We start from the raw sequence: 22088 nt of genomic DNA on the forward strand, positions 1-22088 counted from the left end.
GCTTAGGCATATGAAGAGCCCCCTGCTGACCCTGCCCGGCGCCGTGCCCGCCGAGGGTGTGGACGAAGGCGTCGCCGCGCACTACGGCGATCTGTTCCGCGAGCAGCGCGCGCTCGCCGACGGCTCCGGTTTCGTCGACCTCTCGCACCGCGGGGTCGTCGCCGTCACCGGCCAGGACCGGCTGAGCTGGCTGCATCTGCTGCTCACCCAGCACGTCAGCGACCTCCCGGTGGGCCAGGCCACCGAGGCGCTGATCCTCTCCGCGAACGGCCACATCGAGCACGCGCTGTATCTCGTCGACGACGGCACCACGGTCTGGGCCCATGTCGAGCCCGGCACCCAGGACGCGCTGATCGCGTACCTGGAGTCGATGAAATTCTTCTACCAGGTCGAAGTCGCCGACCGAACCGCCGAGTTCGCGGTCGTCCACCTGCCCGCCGGCTCCATCGCCGAGGTCCCCGAGGGCGCCGTCGTACGCGAGACGGCGTACGGCCGCGACCTGTTCGTCCCGCGCGCCGACCTGGAGTCGTACGCCGGGAAGGCGGGCCCGGCGGTCGGCATCCTCGCCTACGAGGCGCTGCGCGTCGAGCACCACCGCCCGCGCCTCGGCTTCGAGACCGACCACCGCACCATCCCGCACGAGCTGGGCTGGATCGGTACCGCGGTGCACCTGCAGAAGGGCTGCTACCGCGGCCAGGAGACGGTCGCCCGGGTCCAGAACCTCGGCAAGCCGCCGCGACGCCTGGTCTTCCTGCACCTGGACGGCAGCGAGGTCCACCTGCCTCCGCACGGTACGGAGCTCCGGCCTGCCGACGAGGGGCCGGACGGCCGCAAGATCGGTTTCATCACGACGTCGGTACGTCACCACGAGCTGGGCCCGGTCGCGCTGGCGCTGGTCAAGCGGAACGTGCCGGTGGACGCGAGGCTCCTGGCCGGAGAGACGGCGGCGGCGCAGGAAGTGGTCGTCGAGCCCTAGCCGAGCCGTAGCCGTGTGACGGGGGTTCCGTCGCCGGCCTCCATGGTGGCCGGGCACGATCGTGCCCGGCAGACGGCGTCCGGGCCGACTGGATCTCGCCCTAGATCTCCAGGAGCACGGTGAACGGGCCGTCGTTCGTCAGACCCACCCGCATCTTGGCGCCGAACCGGCCCGTCGCCACCGTCGCGCCCAGGGCGCGGAGTTGGGCGACGACCTCGTCGACGAGCGGCTCGGCGACATCGCCGGGCGCGGCGGCGTTCCAGGTGGGCCGGCGTCCCTTGCGGGCGTCGCCGTAGAGGGTGAACTGGCTGATGACGAGGAGCGGGGCGTCGATGTCGCTGCACGACTTCTCGTCGTTCAGCATGCGGATCGACCAGAGTTTGCGGGCGAGTTGGGCGGCCTTGTCCTTGGTGTCCTCGTGCGTGACACCGACCAGCACGCAGAGCCCTTCACCCACGATCTCGCCGACGGTCTCGTCATCCACGACGACACTCGCGCCGTCCACCCTCTGCACCACAGCTCGCATACGGCCATCATGCCGGGTGCGGGGGAAGCGCCTGGTAAAGGGGCCTGCGCGAGGCTTCTTTGGGGACTCTTTTTTGATCCTTAAGCCCCCATCTGGGGCTGTTCGTGGGCACTCGGTCACATAGGGGCCACTTGGGATGGCACCATGCTTCCACACGCCGGTCGAGGGGACGGTAGAGGCATATGAGCACACCGAGTACCGGGCAGCCCCCTGGGGCTGTCGTGTTGAGTCAGGCGGGCCAGCCGACCGGGCTGAGGCCGCCCACGCAGCGCACCGCCGACGATCCGGGACCGGGGGCGGATCCACGGCTGCCCGCCGATCCGCCCGAGCCCGATCTGACCGTGCTCAGTCTGCCCGAGCTGCGCACCCTGCGGCGGGACGCGCAGCGGGACGAGGCGGACCTGAGTTATGTACGTCGGCTGCTGCAGGGGCGGATCGACATCCTGCGCGCGGAAATCGCGCGGCGCTCTCCCGCGGGGGCCGCGTCCGTCGTGGAGCGCCTGTCGGAGATCCTCACCGACGCCCCGGCCCGCCACCGCTCCTCCGCCCGGCACGTCACGCTGGGTACTCCCCAGAGCGAGGAATACCGGCTGCTGGCCGCGGAAATGCTGGCCGAGGTGGAACTGTCGGACCTCGAGGCCCGGACGGACGTCGAACTGGACGCCGCGATGGCGAGGCTCGTGGGGTACGAGCAACAGGTGTCCCGGCGCCGGCAGCGGCTGCAGGGGACGGCGGACGAGTGCGGGGCGGAGATCACGCGGCGGTACCGGGAGGGCGAGGCCGTGGTGGACGACCTGCTGACCTAGGTCCGGAGGCCGACCTCGACAAGCCCCTGCCGGGCTCCGCCCGCGCCGTGACGCCTGACGACGGCCGCGCGGCCGCGGCCCGGTGGGGGCTGGTCGCGCAGTTCCCCGCGCCCCTAGGGCCCTTCTGATGGATCTCCGCGGCGTCGCGACGCCCGGCACGCACTCTCGCCGCACCGGACAAAAGCCCACGTAGCTCCGCTACGAGGGCTTCCGCCCGGCACGCCGAGAGCACGCACCGAACGCCGCTCCTTCTCCCACGGAGATCCATCAGAAGGGCCCTAGGCCTCCCAGCCCGCCCGGCGCCGGAAGACAAGCCCACCCACCCCGGGCCCTTTCAACCCGCCCGGCGTCCGAGCACGAGCCGTTGCCCTCCCGAGCCCCCACCCACCGACGGGACTCCGCTCGGCGGGGCACCTCCAGCCCGTCCGGCGTTCGAGGACGAGCCATTGCCGTCCCGAGCCCCGCCCACCCGCAGGGGCATTTTCAGCCCGTCCGGCGTTTGAGGACGGGGCCCCTTCAGGGCCGATGGTGGGGTCTGGGGCGGCAGCCCCAGTGGTGTTGAAGGGGCGGAGCCCCAGGGGATGGGACGGGTAGGGGCGGCGGGGGCGGGAAAACTGGGGGCGCTGCCGGTGGGCGGGCACCTACCGTGACCCCATGAGCCGTCCCGAACCCGACACAGGCACACGTACCGACCCAGAGGTCCGGCCGATCACCGAGGCCGACATCCCGGACTGGATCAGGGCGCTGAACACCGGCTTCCTCCGCACCCCGGACGTCGCCGAGACGGAGATCGCCGACCGCAGCTCGTACATCGTCCCGTCCCGCACCCTCGGCGCCTTCGACAACGGCCGCTGCGTCGCCACCTTCCGATCCTTCGCCCAGCAGATCACCGCGGTGGGCGGCACCCCCGTCCCCGCCAACGCGATATCGAACGTCACCGTCACCCCCACCCACCGCCGCCGAGGCCTCCTCACCCGCATGATGGCCCACGACCTCACCGCCGCGAAGGACCGCGGCGACGTCGTGGCCATCCTCATCGCCGCCGAGTACCCGATCTACGGCCGCTACGGCTTCGGCCCCGCCACCTGGACCACCCAGTGGACGGTCGACGTCCCCCGCACCGGCCTGGACCCGAGGTGGTCCGGCCCCGAGGACGGCGGCCGTATCGACCTCGTGGACGGGGCGGACGTACGCAAACTCGGCCCGGAGCTGTACGAGAGGGTGCGCGGGGCGCAGCCGGGCGCCGTCGACCGGGACGAGCGGTGGTGGCAGGTCGGCACCGGGGCGCTGCGCCTGGACAGGTCCCCGTGGACCGAGCCGTTCTTCGCCGTGTACCGCTCGGCCGGGGGTGAGGTCCAGGGACTGGTGTCGTACCAGGCGGACGACCACTGGGGCGACGGCAAGCAGCCGCTGAACACCGCGTCCGTGAACTGGCTGGTCGCGGCGACCCCGGACGCGGAGCGCGCGCTGTGGCGCTACCTGTGCTCGATCGACTGGATCACCACGGTGAAGAGCGGCTGGCGGGCCCCCGACGACCTCCTGCCCTTCCACCTGCCCGATCCGCGGGCGGCCAGGGTCACGACCCATGCGGACTGGCTGTGGGTGCGGATCCTGGACGTCGTACGGGCCCTGGAGGCGCGGACGTACGAGGGTCGGGGGGCGCTGGTGCTCGACGTCGTGGACGGGGACGACGGCCACGGGAGCGGGCGCGGGTTCGCGGGCGGGCGGTTCCGGCTGGAGGCGTCCGCGGACGGCGCCTCGTGCACCCCGACCAGGGCCACCGCCGAACTCACCCTCGACATCGCCGACCTGGGCCGGCTCTGGCTCGGCGACGAGTCCGCGGTGCGGCTCGCGGCGCTCGGCCGGGTCCGGGAAGAGCGAGCGGGCGCCGCCCTGACGGCCGACGCCCTGCTGCGTACGTCCAGGCGGCCTTGGTGCCCGGACGTCTTCTGAACCTCCGTTTCGCCGGGGACAGGACTGCTCATCCGTAGCGAGCTGTTCGGTTGTGGTTGTTGTGCTGCTTGCTGCTCTGCTTGTTGTTCTGTCTGCTCTTCTTCAGTTGTGGCTGTGCGCGTCGATGTTCGGTTGTCGATGTGAAGTTGTGGCTGTGCTGACCGACCGGGCTCCCGGCTCCCCTCCGGAAGGGAGCCCGGTCAGCCGAACCTGGTCCCTACTGGGCCAGCAGCATGACGAGGATGACCGCGCCGATGCCGCTGATCATGGTGTTCTTCGCCTTGAGACCGATGGACAGGGCGAGGAAGGCGATGATGCCCATCGGCCCGTACTTCCACTGGACGAGCTGCTCGAATCCGATGGCGAGTGCGGCGACGGCGAGATAAATCAGCGGCATGCCGTCCTCCTTCGGGGACGATGGTCGACAGAAGCGACTCTGGTGGCCAACCCCTCAGGAAGTTTGACCATGTTGCCTAAGTTGGCGACCAACTTCACTGTACTTATGTCCACTTGGAAGCGTCTCATAACCATCTACCTTTGAACTGCCGCAAGATGGCGGGAAGTTGTAGTGTTTTGGTCGTGGACCCGGAACACGCCTCCGTCAATGGACGGAAGAGGACACAGCGGCCACAGAAAACACACCTCGAGGTGGCCGACGAGCTGCGCACGCGGATCAGGTCCGGTGTGCTGCGGGCGGGCCAGCGCATGCCCACGCAGGCCAAGCTGGCCAACGAGTTCGGCGTCGAGCGCGGTGCCGTACGGCAGGCGCTGCGCATCCTGCAGTCGGAGCGTCTGCTCACCAACGTCTCCAAGGGCAGCCCCGCCACCGTGGCCCCGCTGCAGGCCGCGGCGGCCGGTCTGGTCCCGGCCGGGCCCGGCGCCCCGCCGATGCCGACCACCGCGGCCCTGGCCCCGCGCATCGCGGCCGCGTTCGCGTCGCCCCATGTCGAGGTCGACGCCCTGTGCCTCACCTCGGTGTCGCTGACCCTCGCCATCGGCGAACCGCTGCGCCGGATCCACGCCGGGGAGCTGAAACCGGCCAAGGTCGACGTCCGCGTCCTGCTGCCGTCGCGGGACATCGACCTGGCCTTCCCGACCCCGGTGGACGCCCCGGACGAGCAGGGCCGGCTGCAGCGCCACTGGCTGGCCCATCGCAACGCGCAGGGCCAGGTGCTGCGGCACAACCTGCTGGCCCTGCGCTCCTCGCACGGCATCGACGTGCACGTGACGTTCCGCGCCCTGCCCTTCACGCCGCCGGTGAAGCTCTACCTCCTCAACGGCGTGGAGGCCCTCTTCGCGTACTACACGGTCACGCGCCGCGAGGAGGAGGTCGACCACGAGCAGCTGGAGATGTACGACGCCGAGGGCACCCGGTCGATGCTGTTCGCCTTCGAGCAGGGTGCCGGGCTGCGGGACTCGACGTTCGTGGAGCAGTCGTACGTCTGGTTCGACGCGCTGTGGGAGACGATCAGCTCGGAGCTGCTGCTCACTCCCTGAGTACGCGCCGGTCACAGCGCCGGGCGGGTGACCAGGGCGGCCAGCACCACGGCCCCGATGGAGCTGAGGGCCGGGCTTCTGGCCTTGAGGCCGACGGTGAGCAGCAGTAGGCCGATGATGCCCATCGGGCCGTACTTCCACTGGACGAGCTGTTCGAAGCCGAGGATGAAGACGGCGAAGACGAAGGTGATGGCAGGCACGGTCGTTCCCCCTTCTGGCTGCCGGACGGGACGTGCGTGGAGCGTCGGGGGTTGGGCGACAAGAAGGCAAAGATTCTGCCAACTTGATCGAGTTGGTTGCCAACTCTAATAATGTTGTCCCCACTTGGTCCCTAGTCATAAACAACCTCCGGACAACTCCCCGTAGATGGATGGAAGTTGTAGCGTTTGGTCGTGACCCAGGAGAACGTGGCCGTGAACGGCAGCAGGAGACCCTCGCCCCAGGAGATCGCCGACACCCTGCGGGAACGCATCCGCAGCGGCGAGCTCAGGGCCGGGGACCGGCTGCCCACCCAGGCCGAGCTCGCCGAGGAGTTCGGTGTGGAGCGCGGTGCCGTGCGCCAGGCCCTGCGGGCGCTCCAGGACGACGGGCTCCTCAGCAACGTGAGCAAGGGCAGCCCGCCGCGTATCGCCGAGGCGGCGCCCGCCTGGGAGGAGCCGCAGCCGACGATGGTGGCGCTGACCCCGAGGCTGGCGGAGGCGTTCGCCGCGCCGCGGGTGCGGATCGACGCGGTCTGTCTCACGGCCGAGACCCTGATGCTGGCGCTGAGCGAACCCCTGCGCCTGATCCACGAGGGCCGGGTGAAGCCCGAGTCGATCGAGGCCCGGATCCTGCTGCCTTCCCGGGAGATCAACCTCGCCTTCCCGATCTCGGTCGAGGGCCACAGCGACGACGACCCCGTCCACCAGGACTGGCTGGCCCGGCGCAACGCCCAGGGGCAGGTCCTGCGGCACAACCTCCAGGCGCTGCGCTACTCGCACGGCATCGACGTCCACGTCGCCTTCCGCGCCCTGCCCTTCACCCCGCCGGTGAAGCTGTACCTCCTCAACGGCGTCGAGGCGCTGTTCTCCTACTACATGATCGGTCGGCGTGAGGGACCCTTGGAGTCGGGCCCCACGGACGTGTACGACGTGCTGGGCACCGAGTCGATGCTCTTCTCGTTCGAGGAGGCGGCCGGCCGGCGGGATGTCGCGTTCGTGACGGAGTCCCAGAAGTGGTTCGACGCCCTGTGGGAAACCATCACCACAGACCTGATCCTGAGTTGAAGGAGGACTCGACATGCCCCACCGGTCCGCGTACACCGCACAGCCATGCATCTGACCCAGGAGAACGACGTAGTGACCGGCAGCGGCAAGGGGTCGCCTCAGGACATCGCGGACACCCTGCGGGGCCGTATCCGCACCGGCGAGCTCAAGAAGGGCGACAAGCTGCCGACCCAGGCACGGCTCGCGGCCGAGTTCGGTGTCGAACGCGGCACCGTGCGGCAGGCGCTGAGCATCCTCCAGCAGGACGGACTGCTCAGCAACACGGGCAAGGGCAGCCCGCCCCGGGTCGCCGAGGCGGCTCCGGAGCCCGACGCGCCCCAACAGACGACCGCGATCCTCCACACCTGCCTCGAGCGGGCGTTCGAGGCCCGGGAGGTGCTGGTCGACGTCATCTGCTTCACGGCCGAGACCCTGATCCTTGCGCTCTCCGAACCGCTCCGGCTGATCCACCAGGGCCGGTTGCGTCCCGAGTCGATCCAGCTGCGCTGCCTGGTGCCCGCCCGTGGCCTCGACCTCGCCTTTCCCGTGCCGGTCGAGGAGGGCGACGCCTCGCGGGCGCGGGCCATCCACGAGGAGCTGATGGACCAGCGCGACAGCCAGCTGAAGGTCCTGCGCAGCACGCTGAAGAGGCTGACGAGGGAGGGCGAGAACAGGGTCGGCGACGTGCGCGTGACCTACAAGGAGCTGCCCTTCACGACCCCGGTGAAGCTGTACCTGCTCAACGGGGAGGAGGCGGTGTTCGGCTACTACCAGGTCGGTGAGCGGCCGCGGGACACGGCGGGCGGTGAGATCCAGACGTACGACGTGAGCGGTCATAAGGCGATGCTCTTCCCGTTCAGCAGCAGCAGGGTCGGCCGCGACGGCGCCTTCGTGGAGGAGTCGCAGAAATGGTTCAACGCGCTCTGGGAAACGATCGCAACTGATCTGACACTCTCTGAATGACCTCTGATACACGACAGACGCAGCCGTCGCCGGGCCAGGCCGAGGTCCTGCGGGAGCTGATCGGCACGGCGAAGTACGTCATCTTCGACTTCGACGGCCCGATCTGCCGGCTGTTCGCCGGCCACCCCGCCGAGCGCGTGGCCCGGGACCAGGTCGAATGGCTGGAGAAGCAGGGGCGGTTGGACGTGCTCACCGAAGAGGAGCGCGAACGGCCGGACCCGCACGGGGTGTTGTACGCCGTGGCGGCACGGCAGCCGCAGCGGAGCGACCTGGTGGTGGCGCTCGAGGCACTGCTCACCCAGGGCGAGCTGAAGGCCGTTCCCAAGGCGATGCCGACGGCGTACGCCGATCCCCTGATCCGCACCCTGGCGGCGCGCGGCACCCGGCTGGCCATCGCGAGCAACAACTCGGCCCGTTCCGTGGAGGAGTACCTGCTCACCCGGGGCACCCTCGGCTGCTTCGCCCCCCACATCTACGGCCGCACATCGGACCTGCGCTTCATCAAACCGCATCCCAAGACGCTGAACCACGCCTTGAGATCGCTCGGGGCCGAGCCGGCCGCGACGCTGATGATCGGCGACATGCCGTCGGACTACGGCGCGGCGAGGAAAGCCGGTGTCCGGTTCCTGGGCTACGCGCCGCGGCCGGCCAAGCTGGGCGCGCTGACGGACGCCGGCGTCGACCCGCTCTGCGTCATCCCCTCGCTGCAGCCGCTGCTGGAGGTCGTGCGTGAGCTGTGACGCTGGGGCGACACCCGGCGAGTCCGCTGCCATGGTCCCCCCTCCGGTCTGCTTTTAGTCGTCCAATTGGACGACTTCCTCTGAATTGGACTTTTCCCGGCCCACTAGATTGCTAATCATTCGCCCAATTGATCGGCTGTTCGCGGGCCGCAGTTGACTGGAAGTGGTGTGACGGCGGCCGAGGAGAGGTACGTTCTGGAGGTGGCTACCTCAGGGCGTGGGCAGGGCGGCAGGAACAAGTCGCAGTGGGTGGAAGGTGAACTGCGGACCCGCCTGGAGAAGGGCAAGTACCAGGTGGACACGTCCCTGCCGCCCGAGCGGAAGCTGATCGAAGAGCTCGGCGTGGGCAGGGACACCTTGCGGAAGGTTCTCCGGAGACTGGCTGCGGAAGGGTGGATCGAGACCCGGCCGGGCAGCGGCAGCCGCGTACTGCGGGCGGGATCGTCCTCCGGTCAGGGTGGTGCGGAGGCCACCCCCGTGCTCTCCGCCGTGATCGACGAGGCCTTCCGGCAGCCCCGGGTCACCCTGGACACCCTCACGCTGACCTCGGAGAACCTGGTCCACAACCTCACCCACCCGGTGGACCTGATCTGCGGCGGCAACGCGAGCGCGCCCCGGGAGGTGCGCATAAGGATGCTGCTGCCGACCGAGGACGAGGTCAGGCGCCCCGCCTACCCCCGCGCCGTTGACCCGCAGGACGCGCGGGTGTGGCAGCGCTGGCGGGGGATGGCCCGGCGCTTCGGCAAGCAGGTCGGCGGGCTCGTACGGGACCTCTCCGCGGCCGGTGTGGACGCCGCCGTGGAGGTCCGGCGCGTGCCGCTCACCCCCACCCAGAAGCTCTACATCGTCAACGGCTCGCAGGTGCTGTTCGCCTCCTACGTGGTGGCCGAAACCGATATCGAACTGGACGACGGATCCCTGGTTCCCGCGTACGACGTGCGCGGTGACCGTCTGGAGCTCTCGAAGGCCACCGCGGACTCCCGTCGGGATCAGGAACGCAAGCAGTTCGACGGCCTGGTGAACTCGTTCGAGTCCTACTGGACGTTCCTGAGTGAACCGGACAGCGCTTCCGACTGAGCGCCGACCGGACCCGGTCCATACCGAGAGTGATCGGAGGCTGTCCAAATAGTGACACGAAGTGAGGACGATCACGCTCCGTACTATCCTTCGCGCTCATGTCTCACCCTCTGCCCCGCAGAGCGCACCAGTCACTGGTGCGATACCTCGCGGAGGCGCGGCGCCAGCGTCCGTTCGGGACGGTGGTATCCGGCCATCACAACACCAATCGCATCGCGGCAGTGGGACAGCCACTGGCGTTCCTGCTGGGCCTGCGGTCCGGGCGGGACCTCGCCAAGTTCCGCACGCCGCTGCCCAGCGTCGAGGTGGTGCCGCGGATCTGGCCCCGCGAGGGCGACGTACTGCGGGCGGTGGGCCGGCACGTGGGCGGCGTACCCCGCTGTCTGGCGGACTTCGGCGAATGGTCGCTGCACACCTATCTGGCCGGCTTCGCGCTGGTCGACGAGGTTCCCCACGGCCCCGTCGGCAGCGAGCGGCTCGCGGCCCTGGCGGACTTCTTCGCCCGTCTGGCCGACGTACCCTCGGCCGACTTGCCGCCACTGCCCGCCGATTGGCCCGACGAGGGGGACAGCCGGTCCTTCCTGGCCTGGCTCCACCGGTTCACGGACCGGGAGGTGCACGAGGCCAACCGGCCGCGTTTCGGCGAGCTCTTCGACGCCGTGGGGGTCACGCGCGAGGTGGTGGAACGGTTCATGACCTCGGTCCCCGAGCTGAGCCGCCGCCCGTTCGCCCTCCTCCACACCGACGTCCACCGGTCCAATGTGCTGGTGGTCGAAGACCCGGACGGGGCCCGCCTGGCGGTCATCGACTGGGAACTCGCGATGTACGGCGACCCCCTGCACGACCTCGCGACACATCTGGTCCGGATGGCGTACGACAAGACGGAGCACGAGTTGATGGTCCGTATGTGGCGGGACGCCATGTGCGACGCGGGCCACGCGGACATGACCGTCGGCCTCGACCACGACCTGCCCGTCTACCTGCGCTTCGAGTACGCGCAGTCGGTCTTCCCCGACGTGATGCGCGCGGCCCTCGCCCTCGCGGACCGGCCGGCTGAGCAGGAACTCGCCGGGGCGGCGGAGCACATCCGCAGGGCGCTGCACCGGGCCAGGGAGCCGCTGGCGCTCGTGGACGTGCCCGACGAGCGGTGCACCGTGGACGCGCTGCGGCGGTGGCAGGCGGCCGAAGCGGTCCGGCGGCAGGAGACGGACGGTGCCGCGGAGGGCCTCGCCGGGCCGGACGTCCCCGGCCTCGCGTCGGACGTCGTCGCGCACCCGGAGGCGGCCCCCCGGATGGAGACGCATGCCGGCTGACCTCGCCGACGCCACGGACGTACGGGACCTGCTGACGGCCACGCGGTGTGTGCTCTTCGACTTCGACGGCCCGATCTGCCGGCTCTTCCCGAGGGGCGCGTCGGCGTCCGTGGCCGACGAACTGCGCGCCGTCGTGGCCAAGTTCGGCGCGGAGGACCTGCTGACCGCAGGGGAACAGCGGGCCATCGACCCCCATGTGGTGCTGCGCGCCGTGCACCGGGCCCGGTCGGTCAGGGACGTGGCCGAACTCCTGGACCTGATGGAGGAGCGCCTGACGGCGGGCGAGGTGGACGCGGCACGGCGGGCCTGGCCCACCCCGTACGCCGACGTCCTCATCGAAAGGCTGGCAGAACGGCAGGTGCGCATGGCCGTGGTCACCAACAACGCACCCGAGGCGGCCTGGTGCCAGCTCGGACTCCGGGGGCTGCGGGGCCGCTTCGCCGCCGTCCACGGCCGCACCGACCCGGGCCTGATGAAACCGGACCCCCATGTCGTGCTCCGCGCCCTGGACGGCCTGGGCCTCGCGCCCGACGACGCCGTCATGATCGGCGACACGGAGGCGGACGTGCGGGCGGCCGAGCGGGCCGGTGTCCGCTTCATCGGCTACGGCCGCAACGCCCGCAAGGTGAAGGGGCTGCGGGACGCGGGGGCCTCCGTGGTGATCACGTCGTATCTGCCGTTGGTCGCGAGGTCTTGGGGGGCGGCTGAAGGAACAGCGGCGCGAGGAGCGGCTCGAAGCGCGGGCGCCGCAGGACCGTAGGCTCGACCGCATGAGCAAGCCAGGCACCGCCGGGACCGGCCTTCGCGCACGCAAGAAGCAGCGGATGTACCAGACCGTCTCGGACACCGCCGTCCGCCTCTTCCTGGAGAAGGGCTTCGACGCCGTCTCCGTCGCCGATGTCGCCGCAGCGGCGGAGATCTCCAAGCCGACGCTGTTCCGGTACTTCCCGACGAAGGAGGATCTCGTCCTGTACCGGTTCGCCGATCACGAGGACGAGGCCGCGCGGGTGGTGCGGGAGGGGCCGTCGCCGGTCGAGGCGTTGCGGCGGCACTTCCTCGACGGGCTGGAGCGGTGCGACCCGATCACCGGGCTCAACGACCATCCCGAGGTGCTCGCCTACCAGTCGCTGCTGTACGGGACGCCCGCGCTGGTCGCTCGTATGTACGGCTATCTGGAGCGTTCGGAGGCCGCGCTCGCCGAGGCGCTCGGGGGAGGGCTGGAGGCGCGGCTGGCCGCGGGGCAGATCGTGGCGGTGCAGCGGATCCTCGCGCAGGAGAACTGGCGGCGGATCGCGGCGGGGGAGCGGGCGGCCGACGTGCGGGGGGATGCCGTGGCGGCGGCCGAGCGGGCGTTCGGGGTGCTGGAGGCCGGGCTGCCGGGGCTGGTCGCCCACGGAACTGGGGCTCGCTGAACTGGGGCCCACTGCTGAGGCCTTCTTGACTGAGGCTGAGTAAAAGATTTAACTCGGTTACGTTATTTCGGTACGCTCCATGGAATGACGTCACCCGACCCTGCCCTCCACCAGAAGGCCCAGGACCCCCACCGCGGCCTCCGCCAGGCCCTCGACCAGGAACGCGCCCACCACGACCGCTGCAAGACCGCCCTCGCCGCCATGGTCGACGGCGCCGACGAACAGGTCGTCGTCGGCGAGAACGCCTCCGCCTCCGGAGCCGACGCCGAGGTCCTCGGCTACCAGCTGCGCAGCCAGGCGAAGGCGATGCACGAGCTGCCCGAGGGGCCGTTGTTCTTCGGGCGGCTGGACTTCGCCGGCCTGGAGCGGCAGCAGGCGCTGCACATCGGGCGGCTGCGGATCAGCGAGCACCCCGCCGAACCGCCCCTCGTCGTCGACTGGCGCGCGCCGGTCTCCCGCGCCTTCTACCAGGCCGGCGCCCGCGACCCGCAGGGCGTCGCCGTGCGCCGGCGCTTCGGCTGGGCGCCGGGCAGCCGCGGGGACTCCGCCGACCTCACCGGCCTGGAGGACGAGCACCTCGCCGAGGCGGGCGGGCCGGGGACGGACGGGTCCGGGGCGAGCGAGATCGTCGCGCGGGAGATCGAACGGCCCCGCGTCGGACCCATGCGGGACATCGCGGCCACCATCCAGCCCGAGCAGGACGATCTCGTACGAGGCGACCTCACCCTCTCCGTGTGCGTCCAGGGCGCCCCCGGCACCGGCAAGACCGCCGTCGGCCTGCACCGCGCCGCCTACCTGCTCTACACCCACCCGCAGCGCATCCGCCGCGGCGGCCTGCTGATCCTCGGGCCGAACCCGACCTTCCTCGCCTACATCTCCGAGGTGCTGCCCGCCCTCGGCGAGACCGGCGTACGCCAGTCCACGCTGCGGGACGAGATCGCCCGGCATCCGGTCAAGGGGGCCGACGACGAGAGGGCCGCCGCCGTCAAGCACGACGCCCGGATGGCCGAGGTGCTGCGGCGCGCCCTGTACGCGCGCGTGGGCGGGGGCGAGGGGATCGGTCCGCTGGCCGTGCCCGACGGGTCGTACCGGTGGCGGGTGTCGGAGGGCGAGCTGCTGCGGATCGTGGCCGGCGTGCGGGCCGAGGAGCCGCCGTACGCCGTGGGGCGGGAGCGGGTGCGGACCCGGGTCGTGCGGCGAATCCTGGAGCAGGCCGAGCGGCGGGGCGGGCCGCCGGGTGCCGCGTGGCTGCAGAAGATCTCGCGGGCGCGGGCGGTGGGGGAGTACCTCGACGCCGTGTGGCCCCGGGTGCGGCCGGAGGAGGTCGTGTCCGGGCTGCTCATGGATCCGGACGCTCTGGCGCGGGCCGCCGACGGGCTGCTGGACGCCGACGAGCAGAAGGCGCTGCTGTGGGCGAGGCCGCCGCGGTCATGGAAGTCGGCACGCTGGTCGGCCGCCGACCTCGTGCTGCTCGACGAGGTCGCCGGGCTCATCGAGCATCCGCGGCAGTACGGCCATGTCGTCGTCGACGAGGCACAGGACCTGTCGCCGATGGAGTGCCGGGCGATCGCGCGCCGGGCCGCCTTCGGGTCGGTGACCGTGCTCGGGGACCTGGCGCAGGGGACGACCGCGTGGGCGGCGCGGTCGTGGGAGACGGTGCTGGCCCACCTGGGCAAGCCGGACGCCGTGGTCGTGCCGCTCACCACCGGCTTCCGGGTGCCCCGGGCGGTGCTGGCGCTGGCCAACCGGCTGCTGGAGCGGCTGGACGTGGCGGTGCCGGCGGCCCGTTCGCTGCGGGGCGACGGGGAGCTGCGCGTCCGGGCGGCCGACGGGGATCTGCCGGGGGCTGTCGTGGGTGCCGTACGGGACGCGCTGGGCCGGGAGGGGTCCGTCGGGGTCGTCGCCGCGGACGGGGACGTGGACCGGGTGCGGGAGGCGCTGCGGGCGGCCGGGATCGAGGCGGGCGGCGCGGACGAGCTGGGGGCGCGGGTGGCCGTCGTACCGGCGAGCGTGGTGAAGGGGCTGGAGTACGACCATGTCGTCGCCGTGGAGCCGGCGGCGATCGTGGAGGCGGAGGAGCGGGGGCTGCACCGGCTGTATGTGGTGGTGACGCGGGCGGTGGCGGGTCTGGAGGTGGTGCACGGGAGGCCGTTGCCGTGGTGAGCGGGCCGGCTGCGACGGCCGTGAAGGGCGACGGCCGCGAAGGGCAATGGCCCGAACGTCGACGGCCGCGAAGGGCAATGGCCCCGAACGTCGACGGCCGCGAAGGGCAATGGCCCCGAACGTCGACGGCCGCGAAGGGCCACGGCTCCGAACGGCGACGGCCTCCCGCGCGCTCTCACGCCGCGTCGAGAAGCGGGATCAGCTGCTCCTCCTCGTACGTCAGATGCGCCTCCAGTGCCGCCGTGAGCCGTTCCACCTCGGCGCGGGCGGCCGCCGGGTCCGTGTCCTCGGCGGACACCACGCGCCGCAGGTCCTCGACGAGCTCGGCGATCCGCTCGTGCTCCTCGCCGAGCCGGGCCAGCGCGGGCGCGAACTCGGGGTGGCGGTCGGCCAGGACCGGGAACATGCCGATGTCCTCGCCGGTGTGGTGGTTGTGCAGGCCCGCGCAGAAGGTCAGGCAGTTGACGCGCAGCTGGGCGCCGAGGGCCGAACCGCCCACCGTGGTCATCTCCTCGCGGATCAGGGCGAGTTCGCGGCGGAAGGCGTCATGGACGACCTTGATGGCCTCGCCCATGGAGGAGGCGTTGATGTTCGGCGGCCCGCCCTGGGCGATCTCGTACAGGGCGACCACGGGAATCACCCGCTCCGTCTTCTCCTGGTACGCCGCCCAGCCCGGATCCGCCTCCACGGCCCGCCCGAAGGCCCGGTCACGGTCCTCGCCGTCGAGGACGACGGCCCGCGCCTCGTAGGTGAACGCGCCGCTCTCGACGGTCACTCGCGGGTTCGCCCGGAGGTTGTGGAACCACGCCGGATGCCTGGGGGCGCCGGCGGCCGAGGCGATGACCAGGACGCGGTCGCCGCCGTCGGGGAGGTAGCCGACGGGGGTGGTGTGCGGGCGGCCGGTGCGGGCGCCGGTGGTGGTGAGCAGAAGGAGCCGGGCGCCTTCGAAGTAGCCGCCGACGCGGCCCTTGTTGGCGCGGAACTCCTCGATGACCTGCTGGTTGAAAACGTGGGGCAATTCTCTCTCTTTCTCTTTCTCTGTCGCTGGATGTCCGTGCGGAGGGCACGGAGGGAAAGGCGAAGAGAAAGAGGCGGGCTCCTGGCCCGCCGCCACAGCCTCACTCAGAGGCCGGGCAACACCCAACTCGCTCACGGCACATGGCCGACCCGGCAGTCATGGATCAGGACGGTACCTTCCGTCCCATGACGAACGCCACGCGATTCCAGGACATCCCCACGACGACGCTCGCCGACCTGCTGGGCCGAGCGCAGGTCATGGGCCTCGGCATCCGTCCGCTGTGGGGCCCCGTCCCGCGCGTCGCCGGCCCGGCGTACACGGTGTCCTGCCCGCCCGGCGACAACCTGATGCTGCACGCCGCCATCCACCGCGCCCCGGCCGGCTCCGTCGTGGTCGTGGAGTCGGGCGACCTCGACCACGCCCTGGCCGGCGGAAACGTCTGTGCCGTCGCCCAGCGCCGCGGAATCGCCGCGTTCGTCGCCGACGGCGTGATCCGGGACCTCGCGGAGGTACGGGACGCCCGCTTCCCCGTCTTCGCGCGGGGCGTCCTCCCGATCCCGGGCACCAAGGCGGCCGTACGACCGTTGAACGAGCGGGTGGTCTGCGGGGGCGTGGCGGTCGACGCCGGGGATGTCGTGGTCGCCGACGAGGAGGGCGTCGTGGTCGTCCCCGCGGCCCGCCGGGAGGAGATCCTCGCGGGCGCCCGCGCCAGACTGGCCAGGGAGGCGGGCGAGTCCCTCGACGACTGGGAGACGGCACACCGGGCCCGGATCGACAAGATCCTGGCGGAGGGCGGGTTCGAGGGGTGAGCCCACCGACACCGGGCCCCTCGTCACCTCCGGTGCCGTCCTCGGTGCTGGTGTTCCTGGACGTCGACGGAACGCTGCTCCCCTTCGGGGCGGACCGCCCGTACCCCGTGTACGAGGCGGCCCACCCGCTGCCCGAGACGGCCACCCACCCCCTGCTCTCCCGCGTCGACCCCGCCCTCGGTGACCGCCTGGGCGAGCTCGCCGCGCTCGGCTGTGAGTTGGTGTGGGCGACGACCTGGCTGGACGACGCGAACACCTGCCTCGCGCCCTGGCTCGGACTGCCCCCGCTGCCGGTGGTGGAGTGGCCGGACGAGGCCGATGAGCCGCGGCTCGGGACGCGCGGCCCGCACTGGAAGACGCGGCCGCTGGTGACGTGGGCCGCGGGGCGCCCGTTCGTCTGGGTCGACGACGAGATCACCGACGCCGACCGGGCCTGGGTGGCCGGCCACCACCGCGCGCCCGCCCTGCTGCACCGCGTCGACCACCGCCACGGCCTGACCGGGCGGGACTTCGCCGTGCTGGAGGAGTGGGTCAGCGCAGGTGGCGGCCGAGCAGTTCGCTGACCCGCAGGTAGCCGTCCGTGCCGTGGCCGAGGGCGATGACACGGCGGGCCTGGCCCTCGATCGCGCGCATGACGGAGGCGTCGATGCCGTGGGCCTCGGAGGCGTGGACGATGTGGGACATGCTGGAGACACCGGAGGTGATCGGGTTGAGCTCACCGGAGTAGGTGGCGTCGTCGACGTCGCCCGCGAACTCCTCGAACAGCGGCGGCAGGATCGTCGCGATGCCCTGCGCGAAGGGCGTGAGCTCCCGCGCGGTGACGCCCTCGGCCCGGGCCACGGCCAGCGCGTGCGCGAAGCCCGCCATGGAGGTCCAGAAGATGTCGAGCAGGGCGACGTCGTAGGCCGCGGCCCGGCCGATGTCCTCGCCGAGGTGGGTGTGGGTGCCGCCGAGCGCGTCGAGGACCTGCCGGTGTTCGCCGTAGAGCTCCGCGGAGCCGCTGTAGATGAACACCCCCTCCGGCCTGCCGATGGTCGTGGTCGGCGTCATGATCGCGCCGTCCAGGTACCGGATGCCGTGCGCGTCGGCCCAGTCGGCCGCGTCCCGGGACCGGTCCGGGGTGTCGGCGGTCAGGTTGACGACCGTACGGCCCTTGAGCGCGTCGGTGACCGCGTCCTGCCGCAGGACGGCGTCGGCGGCGTCGTAGTTCACCACGCAGACGACGGTCAGCGGACTGGCGGCGACCGCCTCGGCGGCGGACGCGGCCGACGTGACACCGCGGTCGACGAGCTCCCGGTCCCGGCCCGGCGTGCGGTTCCAGACGGTGACCCGCAGCCCCGCGTCCAGGAACGCACCGGCCAGCGCCCGGCCCATCGGGCCGAGACCGATGACGGTGACGGCGGACTCGTGGTCGAAGGTGGGCATGACTCAACTCCCTGTAGGGTGACGATAATTGATGACAAAAGGGGTGGTGACATGTCGCGTCGGCGCCATGATCCGAACGTCTGCGGGGTGACCGCCGCGCTCGCGGTGGTCGACGGCAAGTGGAAGACGTCGCTGCTCTGGCAGCTGGAGTCCGGCCCTCTGCGCCCGGCGGAACTGCGCCGCCGGCTGCCCGGCCTCAGCGAGAAGGTGCTGACCCAGGCGCTGCGCGAGATGGAGACGGACGGTCTGGTGGACCGTGAGGTGTACGACGTACTGCCGTTGAAGACCGTCTACTCACTGACCGAGTTCGGCCGCGACCTGGCCGAGGCTCTCGGCCCGCTCTCCGACTGGGGCCACCGCCGCGTGGAGCGACTGACCGGGGCCCAGCCGGTCTCCTGAACCGAAACGCCACCTCCGTCCACCACACGCCGCCGCCGTAGGACTCCCCAGGTGACCGGGCGCGTCCGGCGCCTCGTCGATCACCCACATCAAGGGTCGGACGGCGCGGGCGCGCTGCCAAGTACCCACAAAAAAGTGGGTATGGCCGGCCCCTCGCGGGTCGGCCGCTGCCGATGAGTTCCCCTGCGCGGAGCCGGTCTCCTCGGTACGAGGCATTCGCGGAAGGACGTGAGCACCATGCCGACCAGCTCCGGCTACGCCAAGGTCAGTTCCTCGACCAGGGCCTGCCCGGTGGATCCGGGGGATCAGGCCGGCGCAAGGAACGGCGCCTCATAGCGCGGGTGAGCGGGGTCTGATGCGCGAGCCGGACCCCGCGACACCGGCATGGTCCGCGGACAGGTCCTAGAGGACGCGGAGGTTGGCGATCGGGATGTTCCACTCGTTCCGCTCGATGTTCCCGTGGTCGTCCCGGGCGACCGCGGGCGCGGCGACCAGCGTCAGCCCGGCGAGAACGGCGGCCAGAACGGCGGCGACTCCACGCTTCACGTTTCCTCCTCGACGACGCCCGTACCGACCACACTGCGCCGGGCCACCGCGCCCGCCCACGCGGACACGCCGCACGGCGGCCGGGTTCAGCCGCTCGGTGGCGGTAGCGGTGGCGGTAGCGGTGGTGGCTGCGGGAGGGGGCGGGGGCGAGGACCGGGAGCAGCTGAGGTCAGGAGAAGTCGTACGCCGCCCAGTCGGTGAGCTTGCGGTAGCCGAGGCGCTGGTAGAGAGCGTTGCTGGCGGGGTTGGCCAGGTCCGCGAAGAGGACGACGTCCTTGGCGCCGGCGGCCAGCGCGGCCCGGCTCACCTCCGTCGTCACGGCCGCCGCGTAGCCGCGACCGCGCAGGTGGGCCGGGGTGTAGACGATGTCCACCTGGATCTGACCGCCGATCAGCGGATTCATCCCGGCGATGGAGACGGGGGTGCCGTCCGGGGTCTCCCAGAGGGTGTAGCGCTTGTCGGCGTAACGCGTACCGGCCCACGACTCGGCGTCGATGGTGATGTCTTCCCCGACGGCCTTGGCGAACTCGCCGCACCAGAACATGACCTGATCGAGGTCCTCCTCGCCCAGGACCCGCCCCCGACCGGCCGGCATCGGATCGGGCGGGGTGAGCGCGTCGAGGCGGTACAGCCGGAGCCGGGTGTCACGGAGTGTCGGCGTGGCTCCGGTGTGCCGCTGCCAGGCCTCGGCGAAGGCGGTGGCGGTGCTGTCGTCCGCGCTGACGGCGGGGAGGGAGTGCCCGAGTCCGGAGAGCCGGGCGGCGAGTGCGTCGGCCTCCTCGGGCGTGAGCGGGGTGAGGCACAGCGCGCGGGGCGGGAGGCGGTGAAAGGCGGCACGCACCTCACCGGCCCGCTCCAGCACGCCGTAGACCGGCGCCCCGCACCCGAACGCCTCCGCCCCCCGCGTCCGCACCCTCTCGGCCCACGTCAACGCCATGACATGCATCCCGGGCCGCCCCCGCAGAAAGCCTCCGGCTCGGGCGAGGAAGTCGTTTACGTCTTGGGCGAGGTGCCAGTCGTCTGGGCGCATGGGGGCAGCATTCCCGATGGGGTGGGTGGGGGTGAGGGGGTTGGCGGTAGGGGTGGTGGGTTTTGGTCAAGTGGGGGGTGGGGCGTCTGTTGTGGGCGGCGGGAGGGGGTGGGGCGGCGACGCGGTCGTCGCGGTCGCGATGTCGCAGGGGACGGGGAGGGGAGAGGGAGCGCTGCGGCGCAGAGGGGGTGCGAGGCCTTGCAGCGGTCGGGTCGGGTCGGGTCGGGGTGGGGCGGGTCGGGGCGATGGCCGACGGGCTTCGACGCCTGGCTTCGGGGCTGATTGGCTGGCCGTCATGACTGACCTCGGACCCGTCGCCTGGCCGCCTGCCCCGATCAGAACCGAGAGGCTCGTACTCCGTGAGCCCGAGGCCCGGGACCGTGCGGCGGTCATCGAGCTGCTGGCCTCGCCGGAGGTGGGTGCGTACCTCGGTGGCCCCCGACCGCGTCACGAACTCGAGCGCGAGCTGCCCAAGACGCCCAGCGGTCGCCCCGGCCGTTTCATCGTCGACCTCGACGGGGCGGTGATCGGCCAGATCACGCTCACCAGAGAAAGCGGGCACCTTCGTCAGGCTGCCGGAAAGGCCGAACTCGGCTACCTGTTCCTGCCGTGGTCATGGGGGCACGGTTACGCCGCCGAGGCGTGCGCGGCGGTACTCGACTGGTTCGCCGACGCGTTTCTCGGCGAACCAGTGGTCCTCGCCACCCAGACCGCCAACCTCCGCTCGATGCGCCTCGCGGCGAAGCTGGGGTTCATCGAGGTCGAGCGCTTCGAGGCCTACGGCGCCGAGCAGTGGTTCGGCACGCGGCCCTCGGCCACGCCGTCCGATTGAGCCCCCTGTTTTCCAAGGCACCTACAGGCGCTCAGCCACTCGTGGCCAACGAATCATGGATCCGCTGCACCCCTTGGCGCCAGGCGATGGCGTCGTTGCTGTCCACCCAGCCCTGCGTCAGCTCGGACCCGTCTTCCGTGACACGGCGAAGCGCCTTGCGGGCCAGCGCACGCAAGGAGACGGGCAGTTGGGGGAGCGGCTCCCGCGGCCCGTCATCCGGGTCGATCACCATGCTGCTGCCAGGCACCTGAGCGGCGACCAGAGCGGCGGCGACGACGGCTTCCACCCCGTCTCCGCCGTCCACTCGCGTGCCGGAATCCGCAACCCGTCGCAGGGCCTCCCGCAGCAGATCGATGACCTGCTCGGGCGAGAGCCCCTCCAGCTCATCGACAAAGTCCGCGGCGAGATCACTGTCGAAGGGGCCGGTTCCCCATGTGCCCATGCTCGGCTCCTGATCATGTCGGTCTGTGGCGAGGGCAGCTTGTCAGGAGCCACTGACAGTGGCCACGGAGATCCCCAACACCCCCCGTTCGAAGTGTCATGGCGCACTTTTGCAAGCGGGTGCTTGCAATAGTTAGCGACAGTGAGGCAAGGTGGAGCCATGGCATCGCTCAACGTCGGCAATCTCGGTGAGTATCTGCGCGAGCAGCGGCGCACCGCGCAGCTGTCGTTGCGGCAACTCGCCGATGCCGCCGGGGTGTCCAATCCGTATCTGAGCCAGATCGAGCGCGGGCTGCGCAAGCCGAGCGCGGAGGTGTTGCAGCAGGTCGCCAAGGCGCTGCGGATCTCCGCCGAGACGCTGTACGTGCGGGCCGGCATCCTCGACGCCGAGCGGGACCGGGACGAGGTGGAGACGCGCGCCGTCATACTCGCCGATCCCACCCTGAACGAGCGGCAGAAGCAGGTGCTGCTCCAGATCTACGAATCCTTCCGCAAGGAGAACGGGTTCGGGATATCCCCCGAGGCGGGGGAGGCCGACGAGGCCGCCGAGGCAGTGCGGCGAGCGGCGGCCGAAGCCGTCTCGGCCGATCAGGGCGCGGCGCACCCCGGGCAGGGTGGCACGGCCGACACGGACCGCACCGGCGCCGCGAACGGCCCGTACGGGTCGAACGGCACGGCGGCCGACACCGACCGCAAGCCCGCCGCGCGCCGCACCCGTAAGGCCGCCAGCACCGGCACCACCCGCACCACCCCCACCTCCGACGGCAACGCCGCCGCTTTGGAGGACCCGATCGACCCCCAGCAGTCGGCGGGCTGACCGCAAGCCGCCGTACGCGCGACCCCGTCCGCGTCGGCCTGCATCGGCCCGGCCGATCGTGGGGACCCAAAACCCTCACCTCAGAGCAAACCGGGAGGACC

General features: G+C 71.4%; 25 protein-coding genes. 17 read left to right on the forward strand and 8 right to left on the reverse strand.

Going from position 1 to position 22088, the window contains the following annotated elements; genetic code table 11:
* Positions 1–10 precede the first annotated feature (10 nt).
* A complete protein-coding gene (locus ACFZBP_RS21605; protein WP_383457388.1) occupies positions 11–976 on the forward strand; it encodes a YgfZ/GcvT domain-containing protein in 966 nt (321 codons plus the stop codon).
* 100 nt (positions 977–1076) lie between these two features.
* On the opposite strand, the gene dtd is transcribed toward ACFZBP_RS21605, so the two are convergent.
* On the reverse strand, positions 1077–1502 hold the full coding sequence (gene dtd, locus ACFZBP_RS21610; RefSeq protein ID WP_383457391.1) for a D-aminoacyl-tRNA deacylase: 426 nt from the start codon (positions 1500–1502) through the stop codon (positions 1077–1079).
* A gap of 182 nt (positions 1503–1684) precedes the next feature.
* Here dtd and ACFZBP_RS21615 point away from each other — a divergent pair, with 182 nt between their 5' ends.
* Positions 1685–2308, forward strand: coding sequence for an aerial mycelium formation protein (locus ACFZBP_RS21615; RefSeq protein ID WP_391415263.1), 624 nt, complete (start codon positions 1685–1687; stop codon positions 2306–2308).
* A 654-nt stretch (positions 2309–2962) separates the two neighbouring features.
* Positions 2963–4261, forward strand: coding sequence for a GNAT family N-acetyltransferase (locus tag ACFZBP_RS21620; RefSeq protein WP_391415266.1), 1299 nt, complete (start codon positions 2963–2965; stop codon positions 4259–4261).
* 217 nt (positions 4262–4478) lie between these two features.
* Here the strand turns inward: ACFZBP_RS21620 and ACFZBP_RS21625 are convergent, their stop codons facing one another.
* Positions 4479–4658: a hypothetical protein gene (locus tag ACFZBP_RS21625; RefSeq protein ID WP_383457399.1), complete on the reverse strand. Its 180-nt coding sequence runs from the start codon at positions 4656–4658 to the stop codon at positions 4479–4481.
* Positions 4659–4834: 176 nt separating this feature from the next.
* Between ACFZBP_RS21625 and ACFZBP_RS21630 the strand changes: the two genes are divergently transcribed.
* On the forward strand, positions 4835–5758 hold the full coding sequence (locus ACFZBP_RS21630) for a GntR family transcriptional regulator (RefSeq protein WP_391416065.1): 924 nt from the start codon (positions 4835–4837) through the stop codon (positions 5756–5758).
* A gap of 11 nt (positions 5759–5769) precedes the next feature.
* Here ACFZBP_RS21630 and ACFZBP_RS21635 read toward each other — a convergent pair whose 3' ends face one another.
* Positions 5770–5958 carry a hypothetical protein gene (locus ACFZBP_RS21635; RefSeq protein ID WP_383457404.1) on the reverse strand — a complete coding sequence of 63 codons (189 nt, stop codon included), beginning with the start codon at positions 5956–5958 and terminating at the stop codon, positions 5770–5772.
* A gap of 186 nt (positions 5959–6144) precedes the next feature.
* Here ACFZBP_RS21635 and ACFZBP_RS21640 point away from each other — a divergent pair, with 186 nt between their 5' ends.
* The 8 genes from ACFZBP_RS21640 (at position 6145) to ACFZBP_RS21675 (ending at position 14670) form a co-directional block, all read left to right on the forward strand.
* Positions 6145–7023 (forward strand): GntR family transcriptional regulator, encoded by an 879-nt coding sequence (locus ACFZBP_RS21640; RefSeq protein ID WP_391415269.1) that lies wholly within the window; start codon positions 6145–6147, stop codon positions 7021–7023.
* Positions 7024–7068: 45 nt separating this feature from the next.
* Complete coding sequence (locus ACFZBP_RS21645; RefSeq protein ID WP_391415271.1) at positions 7069–7965, forward strand: GntR family transcriptional regulator; 897 nt, start codon at positions 7069–7071, stop codon at positions 7963–7965.
* Positions 7962–8705, forward strand: a complete 744-nt coding sequence (locus tag ACFZBP_RS21650; protein WP_383457413.1) for an HAD family hydrolase — start codon at positions 7962–7964, stop codon at positions 8703–8705. Before ACFZBP_RS21645 ends, ACFZBP_RS21650 begins: the two co-directional genes overlap by 4 nt.
* A 201-nt stretch (positions 8706–8906) precedes the next feature.
* On the forward strand, positions 8907–9782 hold the full coding sequence (locus ACFZBP_RS21655) for a GntR family transcriptional regulator (protein ID WP_391415274.1): 876 nt from the start codon (positions 8907–8909) through the stop codon (positions 9780–9782).
* A 221-nt stretch (positions 9783–10003) separates the two neighbouring features.
* On the forward strand, positions 10004–11095 hold the full coding sequence (locus ACFZBP_RS21660; protein WP_391415276.1) for a phosphotransferase: 1092 nt from the start codon (positions 10004–10006) through the stop codon (positions 11093–11095).
* Positions 11085–11855, forward strand: a complete 771-nt coding sequence (locus tag ACFZBP_RS21665) for an HAD-IA family hydrolase (protein WP_391415278.1) — start codon at positions 11085–11087, stop codon at positions 11853–11855. The genes ACFZBP_RS21660 and ACFZBP_RS21665 overlap by 11 nt, the downstream gene beginning before the upstream one ends.
* Before the next feature lie 10 nt (positions 11856–11865).
* Complete coding sequence (locus ACFZBP_RS21670) at positions 11866–12507, forward strand: TetR/AcrR family transcriptional regulator (RefSeq protein WP_383457423.1); 642 nt, start codon at positions 11866–11868, stop codon at positions 12505–12507.
* Positions 12508–12591: 84 nt separating this feature from the next.
* Positions 12592–14670: a HelD family protein gene (locus tag ACFZBP_RS21675; protein ID WP_391415280.1), complete on the forward strand. Its 2079-nt coding sequence runs from the start codon at positions 12592–12594 to the stop codon at positions 14668–14670.
* A 175-nt stretch (positions 14671–14845) separates the two neighbouring features.
* On the opposite strand, the gene ACFZBP_RS21680 is transcribed toward ACFZBP_RS21675, so the two are convergent.
* The gene (locus tag ACFZBP_RS21680) at positions 14846–15688 is read right to left on the reverse strand and encodes a nitroreductase/quinone reductase family protein (protein ID WP_391415282.1); all 843 of its coding nucleotides are present in this window, start codon (positions 15686–15688) and stop codon (positions 14846–14848) included.
* Positions 15689–15873: 185 nt separating this feature from the next.
* Between ACFZBP_RS21680 and ACFZBP_RS21685 the strand changes: the two genes are divergently transcribed.
* Entirely contained in the window at positions 15874–16497 is a 624-nt protein-coding gene (locus tag ACFZBP_RS21685) for an RraA family protein (RefSeq protein WP_391415284.1), read from the forward strand.
* 44 nt (positions 16498–16541) lie between these two features.
* Positions 16542–17060: an HAD domain-containing protein gene (locus tag ACFZBP_RS21690; RefSeq protein ID WP_391416068.1), complete on the forward strand. Its 519-nt coding sequence runs from the start codon at positions 16542–16544 to the stop codon at positions 17058–17060.
* Here ACFZBP_RS21690 and ACFZBP_RS21695 read toward each other — a convergent pair.
* Positions 17029–17922: an NAD(P)-binding domain-containing protein gene (locus tag ACFZBP_RS21695; RefSeq protein WP_391415286.1), complete on the reverse strand. Its 894-nt coding sequence runs from the start codon at positions 17920–17922 to the stop codon at positions 17029–17031. The two genes, ACFZBP_RS21690 and ACFZBP_RS21695, sit on opposite strands and share 32 nt — an antisense overlap.
* Before the next feature lie 51 nt (positions 17923–17973).
* On the opposite strand from ACFZBP_RS21695, the gene ACFZBP_RS21700 reads away from it, so the two are divergent.
* Entirely contained in the window at positions 17974–18321 is a 348-nt protein-coding gene (locus tag ACFZBP_RS21700; protein WP_391415288.1) for a winged helix-turn-helix transcriptional regulator, read from the forward strand.
* A 402-nt stretch (positions 18322–18723) separates the two neighbouring features.
* On the opposite strand, the gene ACFZBP_RS21705 is transcribed toward ACFZBP_RS21700, so the two are convergent.
* Both ACFZBP_RS21705 and ACFZBP_RS21710 read right to left on the reverse strand, forming a co-directional pair.
* Positions 18724–18867: a hypothetical protein gene (locus ACFZBP_RS21705; RefSeq protein WP_391415290.1), complete on the reverse strand. Its 144-nt coding sequence runs from the start codon at positions 18865–18867 to the stop codon at positions 18724–18726.
* A gap of 169 nt (positions 18868–19036) precedes the next feature.
* Positions 19037–19897, reverse strand: coding sequence for a GNAT family N-acetyltransferase (locus tag ACFZBP_RS21710; RefSeq protein WP_391415292.1), 861 nt, complete (start codon positions 19895–19897; stop codon positions 19037–19039).
* A gap of 295 nt (positions 19898–20192) precedes the next feature.
* On the opposite strand from ACFZBP_RS21710, the gene ACFZBP_RS21715 reads away from it, so the two are divergent.
* Positions 20193–20729 carry a GNAT family N-acetyltransferase gene (locus tag ACFZBP_RS21715; RefSeq protein ID WP_391415294.1) on the forward strand — a complete coding sequence of 179 codons (537 nt, stop codon included), beginning with the start codon at positions 20193–20195 and terminating at the stop codon, positions 20727–20729.
* Between the two features lie 31 nt (positions 20730–20760).
* On the opposite strand, the gene ACFZBP_RS21720 is transcribed toward ACFZBP_RS21715, so the two are convergent.
* Positions 20761–21171, reverse strand: a complete 411-nt coding sequence (locus ACFZBP_RS21720; RefSeq protein WP_391415296.1) for a DUF4259 domain-containing protein — start codon at positions 21169–21171, stop codon at positions 20761–20763.
* A gap of 159 nt (positions 21172–21330) precedes the next feature.
* On the opposite strand from ACFZBP_RS21720, the gene ACFZBP_RS21725 reads away from it, so the two are divergent.
* Positions 21331–21987 carry a helix-turn-helix domain-containing protein gene (locus ACFZBP_RS21725; protein ID WP_391415298.1) on the forward strand — a complete coding sequence of 219 codons (657 nt, stop codon included), beginning with the start codon at positions 21331–21333 and terminating at the stop codon, positions 21985–21987.
* Positions 21988–22088: the final 101 nt, after the last annotated feature.

This window comes from Streptomyces sp. NPDC008086 (assembly GCF_042957325.1).
Taxonomy (GTDB): Bacteria; Actinomycetota; Actinomycetes; order Streptomycetales; family Streptomycetaceae; genus Streptomyces.